Source organism: Bacillus sp. JJ1764 (genome assembly GCF_036962145.1).
GTDB lineage: Bacteria > Bacillota > Bacilli > Bacillales > Cytobacillaceae > Neobacillus.
The window spans coordinates 1-20,550 of record NZ_JBALNY010000052.1 but is presented as its reverse complement, the minus strand read 5'-3'; the positions used below and the strand labels follow the sequence as shown (position 1 = coordinate 20,550).

Sequence of the window (20,550 nt, the reverse complement as noted above, 5' to 3'; positions counted from 1 at the left end):
CTTCGGACACCATCAATCTATTTTTCGCTCTGTCATGTCCAAAGTAAGAATCTACTAAAGATGAATTTGAAATATAGTATAAAGTGGAGGAGTAATTGTTACCATCTAAAAAATAATCTATAGTAAAGGATAATAAAATAACCAAAGGAGACATTCACTATGGAACGACTGCATATTGCGAATCTGCCAACTCCAATTCAAAAATTAGAGCGGCTCAGCCAAGAATTGGGAGTCAACCTATATTTAAAACGAGATGATTTTACAGGTACTGAGGTAAGCGGGAATAAGGTAAGGAAGCTTGAGTTTTCAGTAGCAGAGGCACTTCGTCAAGGGTGTGATACTCTTATTACGGCTGGTGGAATACAATCCAATCATTGCAGGGCAACTGCAGCTGTTGCTGCGAAGTTGGGATTAGGTTGTGATTTGGTGATTAGGGGAGAAATTCCGAATCAAATTGAAGGTAATTTGTTTATAGATCATGCTCTCGGTGCCCGGGTGCATCTGATTACATCGGAAGAATCCAGGGAAGCTAAGATGGAAGAAGTAGTAAAAAATCTCAAAACAGAGGGGCATAAACCATACGTTATTCCTGTTGGAGCATCGAATGCGAAAGGATCCTTGGGGTATGCAGCGGCAATGGAAGAAATTATCCAACAGGAAAATGAACTCGGAATCTATTTTGATAGGGTGGTCATTGCTGTTGGATCAGGAGGAACGTATGCGGGGCTTTGGTATGCAAATCAACAACAGGCGACAAAACGCAGAATCCTTGGTTACGCTGTAGACCATAATACAGAAACCTTTGTGGAAGTCATAACGGATATTTTGAAAGAAATGTACCAGAATGATGGTTTGAAAGTACCGAAGGAGTGTAAGGATATTTTTATCAATGACCAATATATCGGTGTTGGATATGCGAAGAGCACAACAGAAGAGCTAGAATTTATTATGAAAATGAGCCGAGAAAACGGATTTTTGCTAGATCCCGTTTACACGGGGAAAGGATTTTATGGTATGGTTTCAGATATACAAAAGGGTAAGTTCCAAGGTGCAAAAAATATCCTTTTCATCCATACTGGCGGTCTTCTAGGATGGACTCAAGAACATAGAGAAATGGCATTGAAGACTCTATAGCTTATTCTAATAAAATATTTAGGAGGTCCTTATGCAAAAAATAATTCCTCATTTATGGTATGACAAAGAAGCAAAAGAAGCTGCGTTATTTTATATTAGTGTATTTGAGAATTCCCGACTTTTAAATGTGACCGTAATTGAAAACACTCCTTCTGGTGATTCACAAATAGTAAGTTTTGAATTGGATGGACAACGGTTTAATGCTATTAGTGCAGGGCCTTACTTCAAATTTAATCCATCGATTTCCTTAATAGTAGCTTGTTCCTCTATAGAAGAGGTAAATGCAAAATGGCAAGCTTTAAGTGAGGGCGGAACGGAATTAATGCCACTTGGGGAATACCCTTTTAGCAAATGGTATGCCTGGGTTCAGGATCGGTATGGCTTGTCCTGGCAGTTAATGCTAATGGACAAAGCTCAATCTGTCCAAAAGATTACGCCTAGCTTCCTTTTTGCTAATGAATCATGTGGGAAAGCAGAAGAAGCAATAAAGTATTACACCCAGATATTTGAAAATTCAGGAATAGAAATAATTAATAGGTATGGTGAAGGAGAAGCTTTGTTACCCAAGGCAAAGGTCAATTATGCTTCCTTCCATCTTTGCGGAATCCATTTTTCAGCAATGGATCATTCCTTTGAAGCGGATTTCAATTTTAATGAAGCATTTTCTTTTGTTGTAACCTGTAAAGATCAGAAAGAAATTGATTACTTTTGGAATAGGCTTTCTGCAGTACCTGAAGCTGAACAATGCGGCTGGGTGAAGGACCAATTCGGGGTTTCATGGCAGATCGTACCGGATAATATGGATGAGGTTATGTTTAAGGGTTCAAAAGATGAAAACAGAAGAGTTTCTGAGGTACTCTTAAAGATGAAAAAAATAGATATTATGACATTGGAAAAAGCCCGTTTTACGAAGTAACAAGAATGAACGAAGATAGAACAGTACATACGAATCAAAACTATGGCAACTCTCTCACAAGAGGGAGTTGCTTTTTGTATTTTCACCAAGATTTCACCATTCTCTATTAAAATTCATTACAACAAGTATTGAGAGGAGAAAAGATGGGAGGATGAAAAATGAGTACAAATAAGCTTATTTTGCTATATCTGGGAATCACTCTTGTAGGGAGCCTTCTGCCTGTTGTAAGGGTATTTTTATCACATTTTCACAATTTAATCAGTCTTGGCATCAGTGTTTGTCTGGAGGGCGGTCGGAAGAATAAAATACAACTGCATAGAGATGGGACGGGACAGACAACAGGGGCGGCCATTTCATCGTTAAAGAAGGCCATTACGATATATGCTGGCTATACAGGAACAATGGTAGGAGCAATTGGCTTATTTTATTTAGTGGAAAGAGGCAGCTATGAATGGGTGATTGCACTGGTTTTAGGGTTTACCATTCTTGCCTTATTATTATGGATTCGTAACCTGGTAGGAGTAATATGGGCACTTACCGTGATCGTTCTTTTAGTAGTGCCGTTATATTTTCGATTCCAAATATTCTTACCAGTCAATTTCAGATATGAACTAGCGTTACCTTTCAGTATTAGTTACGATATGATTCTCGTTCAAATTAGTATTTTATTGGCCTCCGTTTTGTTTATTCAGTCCATTATTACTACGTTTAAAGTGTGTAGGCAAAGCTTTATGGCAAAGAGCAACCCAGGAAGGAAGGCAGCCATTGTTCAAACGAGGTATATTCCGGCAGTTGTATTAGGATTAGTCTTGCTTGGTCAGAACGTGTTTGTAGGGTACTTGTTTGTTGAAAATTTTTTAGGTTTACCGTTTCATTCATTATTTGGTCTTAATTTATAATAAACGTTCAAGCCCTTTCTAATAACATTGGAAAGGGCTTTTTCGGTATACTGTATCTTAGTCGAACTATATAAATTAACGAAAAGGGGAGAGGAAGTTGAACATTCAGTTATTCCATTCATTGGAAGGTGAAAAAGTCTATTTCAAACCACTTAGTTTAGAGGATGTCACGGAAATTCATGAGTTTGCTTCAGATCCAGAAGTTTCACGTTTTATTGGATGGGAATTAAAGAATACTTTAGATGAAACACATGAGCATATTGAAACCATGTTAAAACGAGAAGAAGCAGGGACTCATTTATATGCCTCCGTTGTTATAAAACCAACAAAAGCCATAATTGGAACAGTGATGATTTTCAATTTTGACAATGAAGCGAATCAAGCTGAAATTGGTTATGTTTTTCACAAAGATTATTGGGGAATGGGATATGGCACAGAGAGTGTTGCATTGATGAGTGATTTTGCTTTTAAAAATCTCAATCTCCACAAGCTTCATGCTAGTGTAGTGGATGTTAATAGGGGTTCAGCCCGGATTCTTGAAAAAAATAAGTATGAGTTAGAGGGACGCTTAAGGGACCACTATTTTATAGAAGGCCATTATTATGATGCATTGCTTTTTGGAAAACTAACACATTGATGGCAAACAAATTGGGATTGAAATAAAATTCTCTGCATTCTACAGCATATTTTTCCCATCCTATAAATGGAGGTGAAAATATGAAAAAAGATAATCCCATTGAATTCACTGGAAAGGTTTTAGATCAGCGAAATAATTTGACGGGGCCAAATGATACAGGCAAGAATGGCTATCCAAAAGCACCCAAGCATGTACCTATTCAGGATGCTAATAGGAGGGAATAAAAGCATGGATCAAAAGTATAATACAGGCGATGACGCCGCTGTAGAATTAAAGAAGGCCTTAAGTAAAAGCACACCGAGAAAATATCCAAACATGAGTGAAGCAGAGTATAAATTGAAATATGAAGGGAAGAAAAGCTAAACATGAAAGGCTGACTCAAGAGTCAGCCTTTTGTTTGGCAATTTGAAGAAGTTTAATGGAGGATATCTAAAATAATGATTACAAATATTTTACATATCTAAAAGTGTTCTCTATTATTTTTATTAAAGCTGTGTTAAACAGCCCTGTTGATTTTTATCCCTGATAGCTAGAACGGAAAACAACATACAAGTTTAACATAGCCAAATTGTTAAAGAAAGAGAGTGATTGTCTTGATAGGTATGCAATATAAGATCAAGTTTCCAAAGGATTACGATATGGGGATTATTAAAAAAAGAGTAACCGATAATGGACATAAGACTGATGGTTTCCCAGGACTGCTTTTTAAAGCTTATTTAATTACTGAAACAGAGGAAAGCGGGAATTTTTATAATTCCTATGCGCCTTTATATATATGGAATGACTCTGAAGGAATGAATAAGTTTATTTTCGGTGGTTTTTATGACAATATTTTAGGTTCCTTTGGCTGGCAGCAAATTAACATGGGGGTTCCTTATTCTATAAACCTCGATAAAGAGTTTAATAGGAGCAATTATGTAGTGGAAGTTAAGGGAAATATTCCTGAAAGTAATTCATTAGCTAATATGGATTTCCCTGTATTTCAACACCAAGTAGAAAAAAGTTTAGGAAATGTCCTTATCTATAATCCGGACAAATGGAGCTATAGCACCTTCTATTTTTATGAGGATAAACCAGAAATAGATTCTTTAGATCACTTCACATTATATAAAGTCTTGCATATATCCCAATAATAAAGCCGGGCCCCACTATTGGGTCCCGGCACAAATGTTATGCTTCTACTGCTGTGAAAAATTGCGGTAAATATTCTTTATGTGCTTCTAACATTTCATCTAAAATTTGTTTGCCGATTTTGTCAGAAGGAACAAGAGGGTTGATGGTCATTGCCAGAAGAGCCGTGTTGTAGTCACCTGTTACAGCAGCTTCTGCAGCCACACGTTCAAATGATTTAATTTGTTGTACAAGGCCTCTTACGGCAACTGGAAGGTCTCCTACTGATACAGGTTTAGGACCGTCTTTTGTAATGACACAATTCACTTCAACTGCGGAATCATCAGGAATGCTTGCAATAGCTCCATTGTTTCGTGTGTTAACCGGCTGAATGTCACGTTTGTCATTGTAAATGGAATTGATTAAGTTACAAGCCGCATCACTATAATAAGCACCGCCACGCTTCTCCAATTGTGGAGGTTTAATGGCTAAATTCGGATCTTTGTATAGTTCGAAAAGTTCTTTTTCAACCTGTTTCACCACTTCTGCACGAGTTCCTTCTTCATTTACAGCACGTAGTTCATCTTCCAACATCTCACTGGTTTTATAGTAATAACGATGGTAGGGGCAAGGAATGGCATGTAATCCTCTTAAGAAATCAGGCTCCCAATCAATCGCCTTAATATTCTTCATTGTCATGGCATTACCCGGATTAGTCATTTTTTCAATAACCTCATCAAGAACGCTGGAACCATCAACGTACACATTTAAACCAAATACCATATGATTAAGGCCGGCAAAATCAATGTGAACTCTTTCAGGAGCAACATCAAGTAAAGTAGCAGTTTGCATTTTGATGCCAACTGGGACATTGCAAAGTCCTACCACTTTTTTAATATTACTGTATCGAAGGACTGCTTCTGTCACCATACCGGCAGGGTTCGTGAAATTGACAAGCCAAGCATTAGGACATAATTCTTCAATATCTTTGCAAATATCTAAAATAACTGGAATGGTTCTTAAACCTTTAAATAACCCACCTGGCCCATTTGTTTCTTGACCGATGACATTATATTTTAATGGAATTCTCTCATCTTTTGCACGTGCATCAAGTAATCCAACACGGAATTGAGTGGTAACAAAATCAGCATCTTTAAGTGCTTCACGTCGGTTTAAGGTTAAATGAACTTCAATGGGAAGTCCCGCTTTTTCAACCATTCTCTTTGCGAGATTTCCGACAATGTTCAATTTTTCCTGACCGGCTGGAATATCAACTAACCATAGCTCTCTGATTGGCAGTTCATCATATCTTTTGATAAACCCTTCTACAAGTTCTGGGGTATAGCTGGATCCTCCGCCAATCGTGACAATTTTTATCCCTTTTTTCATACGCCCACCTCCGGTTATTTTTCAAAAATACTTTCTAGACAATTAGAGTTTACAACCGTTTAGAAAGTTCCGTAAATAAGCTAAAGGGAAATAGTAAAGAGTGGCACGGAATGAAATATGTTTCATTAGGAAAACACAGTGTTACAGTAATTTTTATATTGGTGCTGCTTCATTTTTTTTTCAATTCGCATTAGATATAGGGAAAAAATGGCCGAGCTAAAAAATTGTCGATTATGTGTCAAAATGCACAACTATTTTTTCAAGACTGTGATATGATAGGCGTATACTACTTTTGGAGGTACAAGAAATGCAAGTCACTTTAGAAAATTCTAAAAATACCAAAAGTGATACACTACCATTTTCAAGGACCAATCCATTTCAAGCAAAGGTTCTTAAAAATATTAATTTAAATGGACCTGGTTCAAGTAAAGAAACAAGACATATTGAATTATCATTAAAAGGCTCTGGCCTTTCGTACAATCCTGGAGATGCACTTGGCATTGTTCCGTCTAATGATCCTGAACTTGTCGTTGCGCTTCTTAAGGAAATGAAATGGGATGAAGAAACCATTGTAACTGTCGGTAAGCAAGGCGAGACACTGTCACTAAAGAAAGCGCTGACAGATTATTTTGAAATTACCCTGTTAACAAAGAAAATTCTACAAGGTGCAGCTGCGTTTACCGACAACGAAGAATTGCAAAAGCTAGTGCTGGTTGAAAATGCGGCACAGCTTAAGGAATATTGCTACGGGCGTGATTTGCTTGATATGCTTCGTACATTTGGTCCGTGGAAGGCTACTGCTCAAGACATCGTGTCATTATTAAGAAAAATGACTCCGCGCCTCTATTCTATTGCGAGCAGCATAAGTGCAAATCCGGATGAAGTACATCTTACAATTGGCGCTGTACGCTACAAGGCGTATGATCGTGACCGTAAAGGCGTTTGTTCTGTTTTATGTGCAGAGCGTGTTCAAGAAGGAGATACTCTTCCTGTTTTCGTCCAAGCCAATAAACACTTTCATTTGCCGGATTCTCAGGACAAAGATATTATTATGGTTGGTCCTGGGACGGGAATTGCCCCATTCCGTTCTTTTATCCAAGAACGGGCTGTAAATAAGGCAACCGGCCGCACATGGTTATTTTTTGGAGACCAACACGCTGCATCTGATTTCCTTTATCAAAGCGAGCTGGAAAAATACCAACATGAGGGAGTATTGACTAAGCTAGATACAGCATTTTCCCGTGACTCTGCTCAAAAAGTATATGTCCAACATAAAATGCTGGAAAATAGCAAGGAATTATTCTCATGGTTAGAAAACGGTGCCTATTTCTACGTTTGCGGTGATAAGGAATATATGGCAAAAGACGTGAACGAGGCGCTTATTACCGTGATTGAAAAAGAAGGTGCCATGACACGTGAGGCAGCTGAAGCCTATCTTCAAGATATGCAAAAGCAAGGACGTTATCAACGTGATGTTTATTAATATAACTTTTAAAGGGATCCTCCGACTGGTTCGGGGGATTCTTTTTTTTCTAAACATACTTTGATCCGAGGGACCGTTCAAATGTTCTCAAGATACACAAATTAGTAAATTTACCACCCAAAAAATTATGTTAATATTTAAGGAGTAAAATTTTTTAGGAAACTAAGGTGATTTTAGATGAATATTATTGCTTCGAAAAAAACACAAAGAATGGCAACGAGTATTTTTACTGAGCTTGTTGACAGAAAAAGAGAGGCAATGAAAAAGGGCATTGAGGTCATTGATTTAAGTGTAGGCAGCCCAAATATGCCACCGTCTGAAACTGTTGTGGATACACTAGTTCAATATAGTAAAGACACGACAAAATACGGTTATACATTAAAAGGAATTGATGAGTTTAACGTAGCTGTCAGCTATTTTTATAATCAGCGCTATGGCATTGAACTTGATTCACAAACAGAGATTTTACAGTTAATGGGTTCTCAAGATGGTCTGTCCCATTTGGCCATGGCCATGATTGATCCTGGGGATTATGTTCTTGTTCCGGATCCTGGTTATCCCATTTATGAGCATAGCGTTCTGATTGCTGGAGGAATCATTCATCCGATGCCATTATTAGAAGAAAACGGATATTTACCTCAACTGGATGAAATTCCACAAGAAGTATTGCAAAAGACAAAGATGATGATCATCAGTTATCCGGGAAATCCAGTCACGGCTTTAGCTAATCAGGAATTTTTTGAAGAAGTCATTGAATTTGCGAAAAAATATAATATTCTCGTGGTTCATGATTTTGCCTATTCAGAATTAATTTTTGACGAAAATCCGCAAATTAGTTTTATGTCAGTCAAAGGGGCAAAAGAAGTGGGGATTGAATTTAACTCACTATCTAAAACCTTTAATATGGCCGGCTGCCGGATTGGTTACGTTATTGGCAATAATGAGGCGATAAAGATACTGGCATCTTTTAAATCTAATATTGATTACGGGATCTTTTATCCCATCCAAAAGGCGGCTGTAGCGGCACTGACTTCAGATTACTCCGTCCTTCGCGAACAAGTAAAAGAATATGAGAAGCGGAGAGATACCTTAATTGCCGGACTTGAGAAGGGTGGCTGGAAGGTGACAAAGTCACCAGCAACTATGTTTATTTGGACCAAGATCCCATCAGGATGGTCTTCGCGCCAATTTGCATTTGAATTAATTGAAAAAGCTGGAGTGGCCGTTGTACCAGGTGATGCTTTCGGAGCCCAGGGTGAAGGCTATGTGAGAATGGCGCTTGTCCAATCACCAGAAAAATTAGCGATTGCAGCGGAGCGGATACAGGAATTTCTTCAAACAGTAAGAGTATAAAATGGAAAAGAAGCCAAGTGAATATCTTGGCTTCTTTATTTTTCGGGTTTAAGATAACCTTTTTCCCCATATGGCTGCAATTTTTCCAACCATGGTTTGATCATATGTTTCAGAGCCCATTTAACGTCTGAAATGTCTGTTGTCTCTTTTTGCTCTAGAACTTCAAACGTGAAAGATTCTTCGCTAAGCTCATTCCAGTCTTTCTGTAACTGATAGTTTGGAAAATTCCCCATTTCAAGTTGTGTTTTGATTGTTAACCATCGGTTTTTTAAGTTGGGATAGGATGCCACGTACATTTTACCGTTGACGAGGTTAGTAATCTGGATAATCCCCATATATGTCTTGATCTGTTTATAATCTTCCTGCAGTTGTTTACGCCTTTGCTTATCCATATTTATCTCCTTTCAGATGTTCTGTAGTTATTGACCGCTTACAAACATTATATTATTATGTTTATATAAAAGTAAACGTTTAATTGATTTGTTTGTATAATACAGATTTCTGTGAGGAGTGTTTTGGGGTATGGGTGTTTCGGATATTTTTTGGAAAGCCTCTTTGGAAGAAATGAAACGAGGATACATTCAGGAAGCTGAATTTTATATTTGTCTCATATGTGGGAAAAAAATTGAAAAAGGGATCATTTATCCTATGGATGGAGTTCTATATGAGGCGGAAAAATATGCCCAAGTACATATTGAACATGCACATGGGTCGGTTTTTGAACACTTAATAGGGCTTGATAAGAAGTTGACTGGTCTTACCGAACATCAGAATCAGCTCCTTCGCCTCTTTTTCCAAGGGAGAAGTGATAAGGAAGTCCAAGATGAAATGAACATTGGGAGTACCTCAACGATCCGCCATCACAGATTTGCTCTTAAAGAGAAGGAAAGGCAGGCAAAAATATTCTTGACACTCATGGAGTTATTAAAAGAAAAAGATCAATATGCTCCAGCCTTCGTTCCTCCTCATAAAACAGCTAAAATGGTAGATGACCGGTACGATATTACGAAAGAGGAGCAGGAAGAGGTCATAAAGCGTTTTATTTCGGAAGGACCTCAAATGATTTTGAAAAAATTCCCCCCCAAAGAAAAGCAGCGCCTGATCGTCCTACGGGAAATTACGAAAATTTTGGATCATGATCACATATATAATGAAACAGAAATAAATCAAATTCTTGCAGGGATATACGATGATTATGTGTTGATTAGAAGATACTTAATTGAATATGGTTTTCTTGATCGAAAATCGGATGGCAGTGAGTATTGGTTAAAAGGCAACTAAGTTGCCTTTTTATATTTCGCTGTTATTCTTTTTTTCTCAGAACAAGTCTAATTTTTAGAAGGGGCGAGTATTATCTAGTAGATAAGGAGGCGATCTGGTGAAATCAATCGGAATTTTGGGTGTAGGTCAAGCTGGAGGAAATATCGCTGAAATAGCATCGACGATGGGCTTTCAAACGGCCCTTATCAACACAAACCAACGCGACGGAGCCGTTAACACAAGAGTGGAAAAGAAATACTTTGTACCAGGATATAACGGAGCAGGTCAGGACCGGTCCGTTGGTCTGCGTGCCGTTCACGAGCATTACCGTGAAATGATTGACTTCGTTAGGAAATCCTTCAAAAATATTAAACTGTTATTGGTCGCTTTTTCAACAGATGGCGGCACTGGGTCTGGAATGAGTCCGCTATTAATGGATATATTATTGGATCAGCTGCCGCAAATAAATATTGGGGCAATTGCCATTGTTCCGGAGCGGAACGTACTGGCGGGAAATCGTATAAATGCTGCTGAATGCATCGAACAGATTTCTAAAATTGAAGGGATCTCTTCTGTATTTCTAGTTGATAATGACCAAATGCGAAAAACAAACCCTCAATCCAGTAAACAACAAATCTATCTTTCCTCTAATCAACAGGTCATAGAGGCCATTCATCATGTGGTTTCAATAACCAAAAAAAGCTCCTTTTACGGAAACTTTGATGAAACGGATCTCATGAATATTCTTAATACTAGGGGAGTCACCATCATTTCCTCGGCAACTGTGACGGATGCAAAGACATCGGCGGATATTGCCAGTGCCATTCAGCGGTCATGGGCGTCTTCTATCTTCTGTCCGGTAGACACGGTTGGAGTCATTCGTGCCGGCCTCATTTACGAGGGACCTGAAAACGTGTCAAAACTCATAAATGTGCCGGCGGTTTTTGAAGGGATTGGCGAGCCGGTTGAACTATTTGAAGGAACATATATTACAGAAACGGATCCGACCATCACAACGATTCTCGCTGGTTTATCTTTCCCGCGAAGCCGCTTGCAGTCACTTGAAGAATCACTTGAAAAGAACAAAGAGCGTCTGCAGTTCCTTGTCAAAAAAGAGCATATGGAAAAATATGACTCACAAGTAACTTGGGCATCCAACCTAAAGGCAAAAGCACCGGAAAGAAAGTCCACTGGAGTATCATCAAAATTATCTAAGTATCAAAAATAATACCTTACGGGTATCTCCCATATTTGGAGATGCCCTTTTTTTATGAGTAAATGAACCGTTTAATCTTAAGATTCAATAATAAGAAACGATAAGTTAGAGGGGAGTTAAAAATAATTTAATTGACATTAAATTTTATTAAATTTATTTTAGTAAAATAATAATTTACAATATAAGTATAGTAAGAACAATGATAAAAGGGGAATGGTTGAAATGAATTTTAAGAATATTACAGTTGCGGGCAGTGGGGTATTGGGAAGTCAAATTGCTTACCAAACTGCATTTAAGGGGTTTCAAGTAACAGTTTACGACATTAATAATGAAGCTTTGGAACGTGCGAAAGATCGATTAGTGAATCTGAAGCACCGTTACCAAGAAGATTTAGGGGTAAGTGTAACAGAGGTGAATGATGCTTATAACCGCATTTCTTTTAGCAGTGATTTAGCTAAAGCGGTTGCAGATGCCGACCTTGTCATTGAAGCAGTTCCTGAAGTGGTTCAAATTAAAACAGATTTCTATAAACATCTTGGACAAGTTGCACCGGTGAAAACGATTTTTGCAACGAACTCTTCTACATTGCTGCCAAGTCAATTTGCTGAAGCAACAGGGCGACCTGAGAGTTTCCTAGCTTTACACTTTGCTAATGAAATCTGGAAAAACAATACGGCAGAAATTATGAAACATCCAGGCACTGATATGAAGGTTTTTAATGAGGTTGTCGAATTTGCAAAAGCAATCGGAATGGTCGCTTTACCTTTATATAAAGAACAGCCAGGCTATATTTTGAATTCTTTATTAGTTCCTTTATTGGAAGCGGCTCAGCTTTTATTAGTTAAAGAAGTTGCCGACGTTGAAACCATAGATAAAACATGGATGATTGCAACAAAAGCCCCACAAGGTCCACTTGCGATATTAGATGTTGTTGGAATCAATACAGCTTATAATATTGGACGGGCCAAAGCAGAAGCAACAGGTGATCAGGAATTCAAAAAATTAGCGGATAAACTAAAAACTGAGTATATCGATAAAGGTAAGCTTGGTGTAGCGACAGGGGAAGGTTTTTACAAATACCCAAACCCTAGCTATTTGGAAGAAGGGTTTTTAAAAGGATAAATGGCAAAATGATGCCCGCAGGTTTGAAAATCCATGCGGGCATCATTTTTTTCTATTTTAAGTCTGCCAGAAGGTGTTCAGTAAATTGTTGAACCATTTCTGATTCCACTTCATTCTTTCGAGTTACCCTCCAAAGATAGTTGGAAAGAGTAAGATATTCATTGATTGAGATGGTGATGATTTCATTTTTAATCTGTAATGGAAACGTTTGTAACATATAATTATTTATAAACGTAATGGCGTTTTCATGAATAACCATCTGAATAAGAGCTTCTGCATTATTAGATGTTAGGGCAAGTCGATTATTTAAGTCATCTGCAAAAAGATTTTTGGCGATTTTTTTTAAATATGGATCATTGTACAAAACAATCATTTCATCCTTAATTTCTTCCAGCGAAATCTTTTGATTAAACCGAAATAAGGAACTCTTATGTACCACCAAAACCACTTCAACCCGTTTTATCGGTTCCCATAATAGGGCTTCCTCATGATGGCTTGGACCAAAGGAAATAAACCCCATATCTGCATGTCCGTTTTTAACTTGGTTCAGCACACCATCAGTGTCACTTTCCACCAATTGAACATTTACGAATGGATAAATCTTACGAAATTCCAATGTGTTATGGATAATATGTGGAACCATCCCCGGAATTGTCGCAATCACAACATTACCGTATTGATTATTTTTCGATAAAGAAATGTCATATTTCATTTTATTGATCGTTTTTAAGATAGAAATGGCATGTTGAATTACCTTTTTTCCTTCTAATGTAGGGATCACACCTTTCTTTGACCGGGAAAAAAGGGTTACTTCTAATTCTGATTCTAATTGGCTGATTGAAATACTGATGGCCGGAACGGTCATATGATTTTTTTTCGCTGCCTCGGTAATGGAACCAAGTTCCCCTACATCTACAAGATATTGAAGCTGAATGATATTCATATTTTTTCTCCTAAAAATACTGACCTTCCTCTTGCTATATATATTTTAACAGAATTCAGCGAATAGATTCCATGAAGTCTATTCATTAAATAATATCCCATCTACAAAAAAATGGAACTCCTCCTAAAGGAGAAGCTCCATTTAAACAAAGAATGAATGTTTACTGCATGGAAATCCAAACACTCTTCACTTCAGTATAGTTATGAAGCGCATAGGAGCCCATTTCACGCCCGATTCCTGATTGCTTATAGCCGCCGAATGGGGAAGCTGCATCAAAGGCATTGTAGCAGTTTACCCAAACCGTTCCCGCACGAAGTTTGCTGGAGATGTAATGGGCCTTTGCCACATCGCGAGTCCACACTCCTGCGGCCAGACCATATTCACTATTATTGGCTCGATTAATTAATTCATCTAAATCATCATATGGCATAGCGGAAATAACCGGTCCAAAAATTTCTTCTTTGGCAATGGTCATTTCGTCCCGGACATCGGCAAAGATCGTAGGGGAGACAAAGAAACCTTGCTCCTGAGGCTTACTGCCGCCTACAACAAGCTGTGCTCCCTCATTTAGACCTTTCTCAATATATCCAAGAACACGGTTTTGCTGCTCGACAGAAATAAGTGGTCCGATTTCTGTGTCAGCATGAATTCCGGCACCTTGTTTAATTTTGTTGGCATGGGCAGCCATATCTGCTACAACATTGTCAAATTGTTTCTTTTGAATAAATACGCGAGAACCTGCACAGCAAACCTGTCCTTGGTTGAACATAACACCATTAAGAGCACCCGGAATCGCCTTTGTTAAATCAGCATCAGGAAGAATGATATTTGGGGATTTTCCGCCTAGCTCAAGTGTTACTCTTTTCAATGTTTTGGACGCGCTCGCCATAATCATCTTTCCAACTTCAGTGGAGCCAGTGAAAGCCACTTTATCTACTAACGGATGGTCAACAAGTGGTTGCCCTGCCGTTTCTCCGAAACCAGGAACGATGTTTACCACACCAGCCGGGAACCCAGCCTCTTGGATTAGCTCAGCTAAGTAGAGTGCTGATAGTGGAGTTTGTTCTGCTGGTTTTAATACAACTGTACATCCAGTTGCAAGAGCTGCTCCAAGTTTCCACATAGCCATAAGAAGTGGAAAGTTCCAAGGGATAATTTGCCCGACCACTCCTACCGCTTCGTGGCGGGTAAAATTGAAGTATGGTCCATTAACAGGAATGGTTTGCCCAACAATTTTGGTGGCCCAGCCTGCATAGTAACGCATATGCTCGATGGCTAAAGGAATATCCGCGTTTGTTGTTTCACGAATTGGCTTACCATTATCTAAAGTTTCCAGCTGGGCTAGTTCTTCACTATTCTCCTCCATTAAATCAGCAAGCTTATACATAAGGCGACTTCGATTAGCATTGCTCATTTTAGACCATGGACCTTCATCGAATGCCTTACGTGCAGCTTTTACTGCTAGGTCAATATCCTCTTTACCAGCCTCATATACACAAGCTAAAACCTCTCCAGTCGCCGGATTGTATGAATCAAACGTTTTTTGTGATTTGCTTTCTATAAATTCTCCATTAATAAATAGTTTTTTCTTACCTACTAAAAACTTCTCTACTTTTTCTTTTAACCCTACAGCTAATTGACTCATAATATTCCTCCTAAAAGTAGTATTCTATGTAAATCATGTTGAGGAAACCCAAAGTTAGTCATGGTAGCAGTTACATAAAAAATAGTAACACTGCGCTCATGTGTAATTCAATGAATTGTTTCACAAATATTCTGACAACAATCGAATAATTTTGTGATTACCTGACTGCTAAACTCAGTTTTTCTGTCAAAAAGGGAATCGATTAACAAGAAATGACAAAATGCATTATGAAACGAATGGAAACGCTTCATTTTTAATTTTTATAGTATTCAGAATTTTAGACTTTATTTTTTTAAATAAGGGGAGTATTCTATTCTAAAGGGTCTTTATTTTTATAGAATAATAAAGACAGAATTATAGGGGGAACATGCTATGAAAGATTATCAAATTAAAACATTCCTTAGTGAAAATCGTAAACCGAAACCTGAAGCTGATCAGCTCACTTTTGGCAAGGTATATACGGATCATATGTTCATTATGGATTACACAGAAGGAGAGGGCTGGCATGATCCGCGGATTATACCTTACCAACCAATTAGTTTAGACCCTGCGTCAAAGGTTTTCCATTATGGCCAAACTGTATTTGAGGGTCTAAAGGCATACTTATCTGAGGATGGGCAAGTGTATTTATTTAGACCTGACCGCAATTTTAATAGGTTAAATCACTCAAATTCCCGTTTATGTATTCCACATATTGATGAAGAATTAGCTTTAGAGGCATTAAAGCAACTTATTATTATTGATCGGGAATGGGTTCCCAAAGCTGAGGGAACTTCTCTATATATTCGCCCATTCATCATAAGTACTGAACCAAATTTAGGGGTAGCACCGTCGCATAATTATCAATTTATTATTATTTTGTCCCCAGTTGGCTCTTATTATAAGGAAGGTATTCACCCGGTAAAAATCGCCGTGGAACAGCAATATGTGCGGACAGTTGCAGGTGGAACAGGAGAGGCCAAAACAGGAGGAAACTATGCTAGCAGTCTAAAAGCACAGGAAAAGGCAGATCAAATTGGCTATTCTCAAGTGCTTTGGTTAGATGGGAAAGAAAATAGATATATTGAAGAAGTAGGCAGTATGAATGTGTTCTTTAAAATAAATGGGGAAGTTGTAACACCTGAATTAAACGGCAGTATCTTGGAGGGAATCACCAGAGATTCTATAATTCAGCTTTTAAAATACTGGAATGTCCCAGTTGTTGAAAGAAGAATTTCTATGGATGAAATCTATGAAGCTTATAAAGCAGGTTTATTAGAGGAAGCATATGGTACAGGTACGGCAGCTGTCATTTCACCAATCGGTGAGTTTTTATGGGAAAATGAAAAACTTGTGATTAACAATGGAGAAATTGGTAAGCTTACCAAGGAATTATATGATACCTTAACTGGAATCCAATATGGAACTAAACCAGATCCATTTGGCTGGCGGGTTCAATTAAATCAAGAAACAAAAGATATGTATTCAGGAAGCCTAAGTTAATGGCATTGGAAAAATATAGGATAACCCCTCGTTTCATACGGATCGAGGGGTTATTTTTTTTACAATTTTTTCAATATCGGTAAGAATATTCTACATAATATTACAATTATATTAAATTAACGACGCTTTTATTGTTTTTAGAGCATTTGGAATATAAACTAGGAATATATTAAACGTCTGAATCAAAGATACATAGCAAAAGGAGATTAATAATGATAAAGAAAATATTTAAATATTCAATATCGCTTGCCGTTGTTGCGTCAATGATTCAAGCAACGCCTACTTTTGCAAGTCCAGTCAATACACCAGTTACTCAAGGGCAAATTAATGAGACACAAGGACAAATCGATACGTTTGAAACAAAGATGCAACAATTGGACGACCAAATCAGCACATCAATGGAAAAAAGTCAGCAATTAAATAACCAGATTACTGAACAGCAAGCAAAAATTGAAGAAACAAAAGCTGAAATCGATGCTGCTAAAAAATCTTTAGAATTGCATAAACAAGTCTATTCTGAACGATTAAAAAGTATTCAGTCAGAAGGTAAAGATTCTCTCGCCACTTATGCAGAGCTTTTGCTTTCATCTAATAATATTTCTGACTTCTTATCTCGGTTTACTGCTATATCAAAAATTCTTGAAAGCGATTCAGATCTACTGAACGGTTTAAATGAAAAAGAACAGGCATTAAAAACGGCTGAAGAAAAACTACATAGTGAATTGGATAGTTTAAATAAAAGTAAGGAAGAATTAGCTGCTGAACAAAGAAAAATTGAAGCAGATAAACAAGAAATTACAAAAGCATTGGCTGATGCACAAACCTTGTTACAAAGTCAGCAAGCACAACTTGCAGTGCAACAGGCTGAGGCTCAAAGACAGGCTCAATTGGCAGCTCAAGCCGCAGCAGCTCAGGCGGCTGCGCCAACTCAACAACAGCCAGGGGCACCTGCTCCAAGTGGAAGCAGTCCTTCTGTTCCAAAATCAACACCTTCGTTTGGTACAGCAGATCCTGCTGATCCTGGATCGGCTGGAAGACTAATTGCTATTGCCAAACAGTATTTAGGGGTTCCTTACGTATGGGGTGGAACAACGCCAAGTGGATTTGATTGTTCAGGATTCACCTCCTATGTATTCCGCCAAATTGGCATCAATCTGCCAAGGGTATCCAGAGATCAGCAAAATGTTGGAATTAGAATTTCTCCAAGTCAAGTGCAGCCGGGTGATTTAGTATTCCGTGGCTATCCTGCATACCACGTGGGTATTTATATCGGTGGTGGGCAATATATTCACGCTCCACAAACAGGTGATGTCGTGAAAATTGCTTCTTATAATCCTGCTTCCTTTTCAACTGCTGCTAGAGTTTTACGTTAGAACGGAATCAATTAAGAAGGGCAATCGGTTCATGTATCATTCATTGTACCGATTGCCCTTTTATATTTTCTTAAAATTTTGGGATGCCAAAAAGACTAGAGATCTCGTAGATTCTAGTCTTTTTTTTCTATCTATTTGGCTAAGGACCGAAACCCCGTCACTTCAATTAATTATTGGTATGCATCACTAAGCCGTCAAAAAATTGTTTTAGAGAAACTTTGCCTCCGGTTGACGATTTTTCTTGTAGGAAAAGGATCTCTTTGTGGATATTTTTATATCCATAGAGAGTATTGGCACACTCCATCGTTAATTCATTGTCAAAATCATCTTGGAATAAATTAGCGAGATTTACCATGCCCTTTTTTATCGCTCTCCGAACGCGCTGAAAAATAATTTTCTTTTCATGAGAGTTTAAAGCAAATTGTTGATCAAAGTTGATATCATTAAAAGAAATATTTTGTTCGATCATCAATTGACAAATATTTAAAATATCAGCATAACCTGCTTCAGAAGTTATTCCTAAAAATCCAAGAATAGATCGAACTTTCTTTTTCGTTTCATGAAGATGATTTGTGTTTACATTTGAAAAGCCATTGGAAGAAGGTTCTAACAAGTTTTGAATTTTTTTCAGTTTTTGTTCCATTAGAATACTTTGTTTTACACGATCAACGATTGTCCGTACTTCGATAATATTGATGGGTTTATCGATAAAAAATTCAATACCAGCTTTATAAGCATCCTCTCTCAAATCACTGTCTCGTACTTGTGAAATCATAATAAATTTTAACTCGGGTTTTGCCTTGTGAAGTGCTTCAACTAAGGCAATACCATTTAATTCAGGCATTAACAAATCTACCAATACAATATCAACATTCCGCAGCATCAGGTCATTTAAGGCCATTTTAGGAGATACTGAGGTTCCAACTACCTGATTGTTCATGTTTTCTTCCACGATTCTTTGTAAGATCATTGTGACTGCAAGATCATCATCAACGATATAAAAATTCATGACTGTTCCCCCGTAGTTAGTTTTTCTTTATTAAGCGTTAAAAAGAAATTCGCTCCTTTTCCTTCTTCAGAAACAACTTTTATATGTCCCCCGAATTGTTCTACCACAATAATTTTTACGTGCGACAACCCAATTCCTCGATAAATATCACCGGTATATTGATTGAATTTTGTTGAAAAACCTGGTTCAAAGATCATATCTATAATCTCTGAAGGGATACCAGGACCATTGTCAGTAATACTAATTAGCAGCTGCTCTCCCTGATCTTTGACTATTACTGTTATGGAACCTCCATGTTGTTTTCCAATTGCATCAAGGCCATTCACAATTATATTCGACAAGATTGAAACCAAGTAGTAATGATTAACGATTTGTAAATCGATTTGGTTTTTGACCGTAATTAAGATATCCAATTTCCTCTCTCTAACAAGACTGCGTGAATGCATTAGGACGATTTTTAGAATGTCGCTCAATCGCATAAAGGGGTCATTTTCAACTTCAAAATAACTCCCCAGACCTTTGATGACATTTTGATAATCTTTCTTTACCTCATGTACGTCTCTGGCGATATCTAACGCAATACTACCATTTTTACTAAGAGGGTTTTCATGAAAAAGCTCTTTATTGAGTAAATAAGCATTTTTCATGATTCTTTCGATTTCGTTAATATTCTTATTCATAAAATAGACTTCACTTTTAACTGCCGAAACTGACCACAAAAAATTATAATATCTCTGCTCATGACTCTTTTTTCTAATCATTAGCGTAAAGTAATGATATAAAAATGCAATAAAGCAGCTAATTAGAGCGCGCAGCAAGGCAACAATAAATAATATCTTAAATAAACGCAGACTATAATGTGAAAAATTTAACAAAAGACTAACTTCCAAAAGATTAGATATATAATCACAGAGCAGAATTGTAAAAAAGAAAGAACTATCATTGCGATATGCACGATGCCAGTATAAAAAATAGTACACAAATCCGTAACAGAGATAAAAGGCAATATCGGTAAATATATATGAAGCAATCGTTTCCAGAGCATAATTATTGGTGATAAAAAGTAGAAGTCCTCTGAAAAAAGGTGAAGCAAATGCAATTCCAAGTGTTAACGGTATTGGATTTAGATCATCATTAAAATATAAAAAAATGGGTAATAAGATGACGGCCAACGTTAAAATGAAGCCATCCACAAAAAACGTTATATTAATTTGTGCTGCCAACGCGATACAAGTTGCAGCAACAGTTATTCTTTTGATTTTATCTTGGTTGATATTGCGAGAAAAAAACGGAATAAAAAATCCCTCCCAGAAAAACTTGTCGAATCTTTTTGAAGTTTTTTGAAGCATCCGAATACACTTAAATTATAGATTGTAAAAGGTTTCACAAACAATGAATTATTTGTGAAACCTTCTATACGATTATATTTTACTGGGGAGATGACCTTATGAATAATGTAAGCGTTGCCAAACAACCGGAGGACATGATGAACAATGCAGGCTCCAGCACAGAAAAGGGTCCAAGAAAGAAGTTTAAATTAAGAATGCCCGGAGCATTTGTTATCTTGTTTTTCTTAACG

Annotated in this window: 20 protein-coding genes; 14 read left to right on the top strand and 6 right to left on the bottom strand. The window is 37.5% G+C overall.

Annotated features, from left to right (window positions below):
* Positions 1-159 precede the first annotated feature (159 nt).
* The 7 genes from V7083_RS08635 to V7083_RS08605 all read left to right on the top strand — a co-directional run bounded on the left by V7083_RS08635 (position 160) and on the right by V7083_RS08605 (position 4,719).
* The gene (locus tag V7083_RS08635; protein ID WP_335477112.1) at positions 160-1,134 is read left to right on the top strand and encodes a D-cysteine desulfhydrase family protein; all 975 of its coding nucleotides are present in this window, start codon (positions 160-162) and stop codon (positions 1,132-1,134) included.
* Positions 1,135-1,165: 31 nt separating this feature from the next.
* Positions 1,166-2,050, top strand: coding sequence for a VOC family protein (locus V7083_RS08630; RefSeq protein WP_335477111.1), 885 nt, complete (start codon positions 1,166-1,168; stop codon positions 2,048-2,050).
* A 158-nt stretch (positions 2,051-2,208) separates the two neighbouring features.
* On the top strand, positions 2,209-2,949 hold the full coding sequence (locus V7083_RS08625) for a M50 family metallopeptidase (protein ID WP_335477109.1): 741 nt from the start codon (positions 2,209-2,211) through the stop codon (positions 2,947-2,949).
* 97 nt (positions 2,950-3,046) lie between these two features.
* Positions 3,047-3,586: a GNAT family N-acetyltransferase gene (locus V7083_RS08620; RefSeq protein WP_335477107.1), complete on the top strand. Its 540-nt coding sequence runs from the start codon at positions 3,047-3,049 to the stop codon at positions 3,584-3,586.
* An 80-nt stretch (positions 3,587-3,666) separates the two neighbouring features.
* The gene (locus V7083_RS08615; protein WP_335477105.1) at positions 3,667-3,810 is read left to right on the top strand and encodes a hypothetical protein; all 144 of its coding nucleotides are present in this window, start codon (positions 3,667-3,669) and stop codon (positions 3,808-3,810) included.
* A 4-nt stretch (positions 3,811-3,814) separates the two neighbouring features.
* On the top strand, positions 3,815-3,949 hold the full coding sequence (locus tag V7083_RS08610; protein ID WP_335477103.1) for a hypothetical protein: 135 nt from the start codon (positions 3,815-3,817) through the stop codon (positions 3,947-3,949).
* Positions 3,950-4,179: 230 nt separating this feature from the next.
* Positions 4,180-4,719, top strand: coding sequence for a DUF4865 family protein (locus V7083_RS08605; RefSeq protein ID WP_335477101.1), 540 nt, complete (start codon positions 4,180-4,182; stop codon positions 4,717-4,719).
* 37 nt (positions 4,720-4,756) lie between these two features.
* Here the strand turns inward: V7083_RS08605 and V7083_RS08600 are convergent, their stop codons facing one another.
* Complete coding sequence (locus V7083_RS08600) at positions 4,757-6,085, bottom strand: 6-phospho-beta-glucosidase (RefSeq protein ID WP_335477099.1); 1,329 nt, start codon at positions 6,083-6,085, stop codon at positions 4,757-4,759.
* Between the two features lie 307 nt (positions 6,086-6,392).
* On the opposite strand from V7083_RS08600, the gene V7083_RS08595 reads away from it, so the two are divergent.
* Positions 6,393-7,568, top strand: a complete 1,176-nt coding sequence (locus tag V7083_RS08595) for a sulfite reductase subunit alpha (protein WP_438823707.1) — start codon at positions 6,393-6,395, stop codon at positions 7,566-7,568.
* Positions 7,569-7,745: 177 nt separating this feature from the next.
* The gene (locus tag V7083_RS08590) at positions 7,746-8,921 is read left to right on the top strand and encodes an LL-diaminopimelate aminotransferase (RefSeq protein WP_335477095.1); all 1,176 of its coding nucleotides are present in this window, start codon (positions 7,746-7,748) and stop codon (positions 8,919-8,921) included.
* Between the two features lie 35 nt (positions 8,922-8,956).
* Here the strand turns inward: V7083_RS08590 and V7083_RS08585 are convergent, their stop codons facing one another.
* Entirely contained in the window at positions 8,957-9,313 is a 357-nt protein-coding gene (locus tag V7083_RS08585) for a GIY-YIG nuclease family protein (protein ID WP_335477093.1), read from the bottom strand.
* A 130-nt stretch (positions 9,314-9,443) separates the two neighbouring features.
* Here V7083_RS08585 and V7083_RS08580 point away from each other — a divergent pair, with 130 nt between their 5' ends.
* From V7083_RS08580 to V7083_RS08570, 3 genes are all read left to right on the top strand, one after another.
* Positions 9,444-10,202 (top strand): DUF2087 domain-containing protein, encoded by a 759-nt coding sequence (locus V7083_RS08580; RefSeq protein ID WP_335477091.1) that lies wholly within the window; start codon positions 9,444-9,446, stop codon positions 10,200-10,202.
* 97 nt (positions 10,203-10,299) lie between these two features.
* Positions 10,300-11,409 (top strand): cell division protein FtsZ, encoded by a 1,110-nt coding sequence (locus V7083_RS08575; RefSeq protein ID WP_335477089.1) that lies wholly within the window; start codon positions 10,300-10,302, stop codon positions 11,407-11,409.
* Between the two features lie 210 nt (positions 11,410-11,619).
* Positions 11,620-12,519, top strand: coding sequence for a 3-hydroxyacyl-CoA dehydrogenase (locus V7083_RS08570; protein WP_335477087.1), 900 nt, complete (start codon positions 11,620-11,622; stop codon positions 12,517-12,519).
* Between the two features lie 52 nt (positions 12,520-12,571).
* Here the strand turns inward: V7083_RS08570 and V7083_RS08565 are convergent, their stop codons facing one another.
* Both V7083_RS08565 and V7083_RS08560 read right to left on the bottom strand, forming a co-directional pair.
* Positions 12,572-13,462, bottom strand: a complete 891-nt coding sequence (locus tag V7083_RS08565) for a LysR family transcriptional regulator (protein ID WP_335477085.1) — start codon at positions 13,460-13,462, stop codon at positions 12,572-12,574.
* 160 nt (positions 13,463-13,622) lie between these two features.
* On the bottom strand, positions 13,623-15,107 hold the full coding sequence (locus V7083_RS08560) for an aldehyde dehydrogenase family protein (protein ID WP_335477083.1): 1,485 nt from the start codon (positions 15,105-15,107) through the stop codon (positions 13,623-13,625).
* Positions 15,108-15,479: 372 nt separating this feature from the next.
* Between V7083_RS08560 and V7083_RS08555 the strand changes: the two genes are divergently transcribed.
* Positions 15,480-16,589: a branched-chain amino acid aminotransferase gene (locus V7083_RS08555; protein ID WP_335477081.1), complete on the top strand. Its 1,110-nt coding sequence runs from the start codon at positions 15,480-15,482 to the stop codon at positions 16,587-16,589.
* Positions 16,590-16,801: 212 nt separating this feature from the next.
* Positions 16,802-17,962, top strand: coding sequence for a C40 family peptidase (locus tag V7083_RS08550; RefSeq protein ID WP_335477079.1), 1,161 nt, complete (start codon positions 16,802-16,804; stop codon positions 17,960-17,962).
* Positions 17,963-18,128: 166 nt separating this feature from the next.
* Here V7083_RS08550 and V7083_RS08545 read toward each other — a convergent pair whose 3' ends face one another.
* On the bottom strand, positions 18,129-18,971 hold the full coding sequence (locus V7083_RS08545; RefSeq protein ID WP_335477077.1) for a DNA-binding domain-containing protein: 843 nt from the start codon (positions 18,969-18,971) through the stop codon (positions 18,129-18,131).
* The gene (locus V7083_RS08540; RefSeq protein ID WP_335477075.1) at positions 18,968-20,320 is read right to left on the bottom strand and encodes a sensor histidine kinase; all 1,353 of its coding nucleotides are present in this window, start codon (positions 20,318-20,320) and stop codon (positions 18,968-18,970) included. Before V7083_RS08540 ends, V7083_RS08545 begins: the two co-directional genes overlap by 4 nt.
* Positions 20,321-20,550 lie beyond the last annotated feature (230 nt).

Coding starts and splice junctions, on each gene's coding strand:
- V7083_RS08635 (WP_335477112.1), top strand. CDS start 160: ATGGAACGACTGCATATTGCGAATCTGCCAACTCCAATTCAAAAATTA.
- V7083_RS08630 (WP_335477111.1), top strand. CDS start 1,166: ATGCAAAAAATAATTCCTCATTTATGGTATGACAAAGAAGCAAAAGAA.
- V7083_RS08625 (WP_335477109.1), top strand. CDS start 2,209: ATGAGTACAAATAAGCTTATTTTGCTATATCTGGGAATCACTCTTGTA.
- V7083_RS08615 (WP_335477105.1), top strand. CDS start 3,667: ATGAAAAAAGATAATCCCATTGAATTCACTGGAAAGGTTTTAGATCAG.
- V7083_RS08610 (WP_335477103.1), top strand. CDS start 3,815: ATGGATCAAAAGTATAATACAGGCGATGACGCCGCTGTAGAATTAAAG.
- V7083_RS08600 (WP_335477099.1), bottom strand. CDS start 6,085: ATGAAAAAAGGGATAAAAATTGTCACGATTGGCGGAGGATCCAGCTAT.
- V7083_RS08595 (WP_438823707.1), top strand. CDS start 6,393: ATGCAAGTCACTTTAGAAAATTCTAAAAATACCAAAAGTGATACACTA.
- V7083_RS08590 (WP_335477095.1), top strand. CDS start 7,746: ATGAATATTATTGCTTCGAAAAAAACACAAAGAATGGCAACGAGTATT.
- V7083_RS08585 (WP_335477093.1), bottom strand. CDS start 9,313: ATGGATAAGCAAAGGCGTAAACAACTGCAGGAAGATTATAAACAGATC.
- V7083_RS08580 (WP_335477091.1), top strand. CDS start 9,444: ATGGGTGTTTCGGATATTTTTTGGAAAGCCTCTTTGGAAGAAATGAAA.
- V7083_RS08570 (WP_335477087.1), top strand. CDS start 11,620: ATGAATTTTAAGAATATTACAGTTGCGGGCAGTGGGGTATTGGGAAGT.
- V7083_RS08565 (WP_335477085.1), bottom strand. CDS start 13,462: ATGAATATCATTCAGCTTCAATATCTTGTAGATGTAGGGGAACTTGGT.
- V7083_RS08560 (WP_335477083.1), bottom strand. CDS start 15,107: ATGAGTCAATTAGCTGTAGGGTTAAAAGAAAAAGTAGAGAAGTTTTTA.
- V7083_RS08555 (WP_335477081.1), top strand. CDS start 15,480: ATGAAAGATTATCAAATTAAAACATTCCTTAGTGAAAATCGTAAACCG.
- V7083_RS08550 (WP_335477079.1), top strand. CDS start 16,802: ATGATAAAGAAAATATTTAAATATTCAATATCGCTTGCCGTTGTTGCG.
- V7083_RS08545 (WP_335477077.1), bottom strand. CDS start 18,971: ATGAATTTTTATATCGTTGATGATGATCTTGCAGTCACAATGATCTTA.
- V7083_RS08540 (WP_335477075.1), bottom strand. CDS start 20,320: ATGCTTCAAAAAACTTCAAAAAGATTCGACAAGTTTTTCTGGGAGGGA.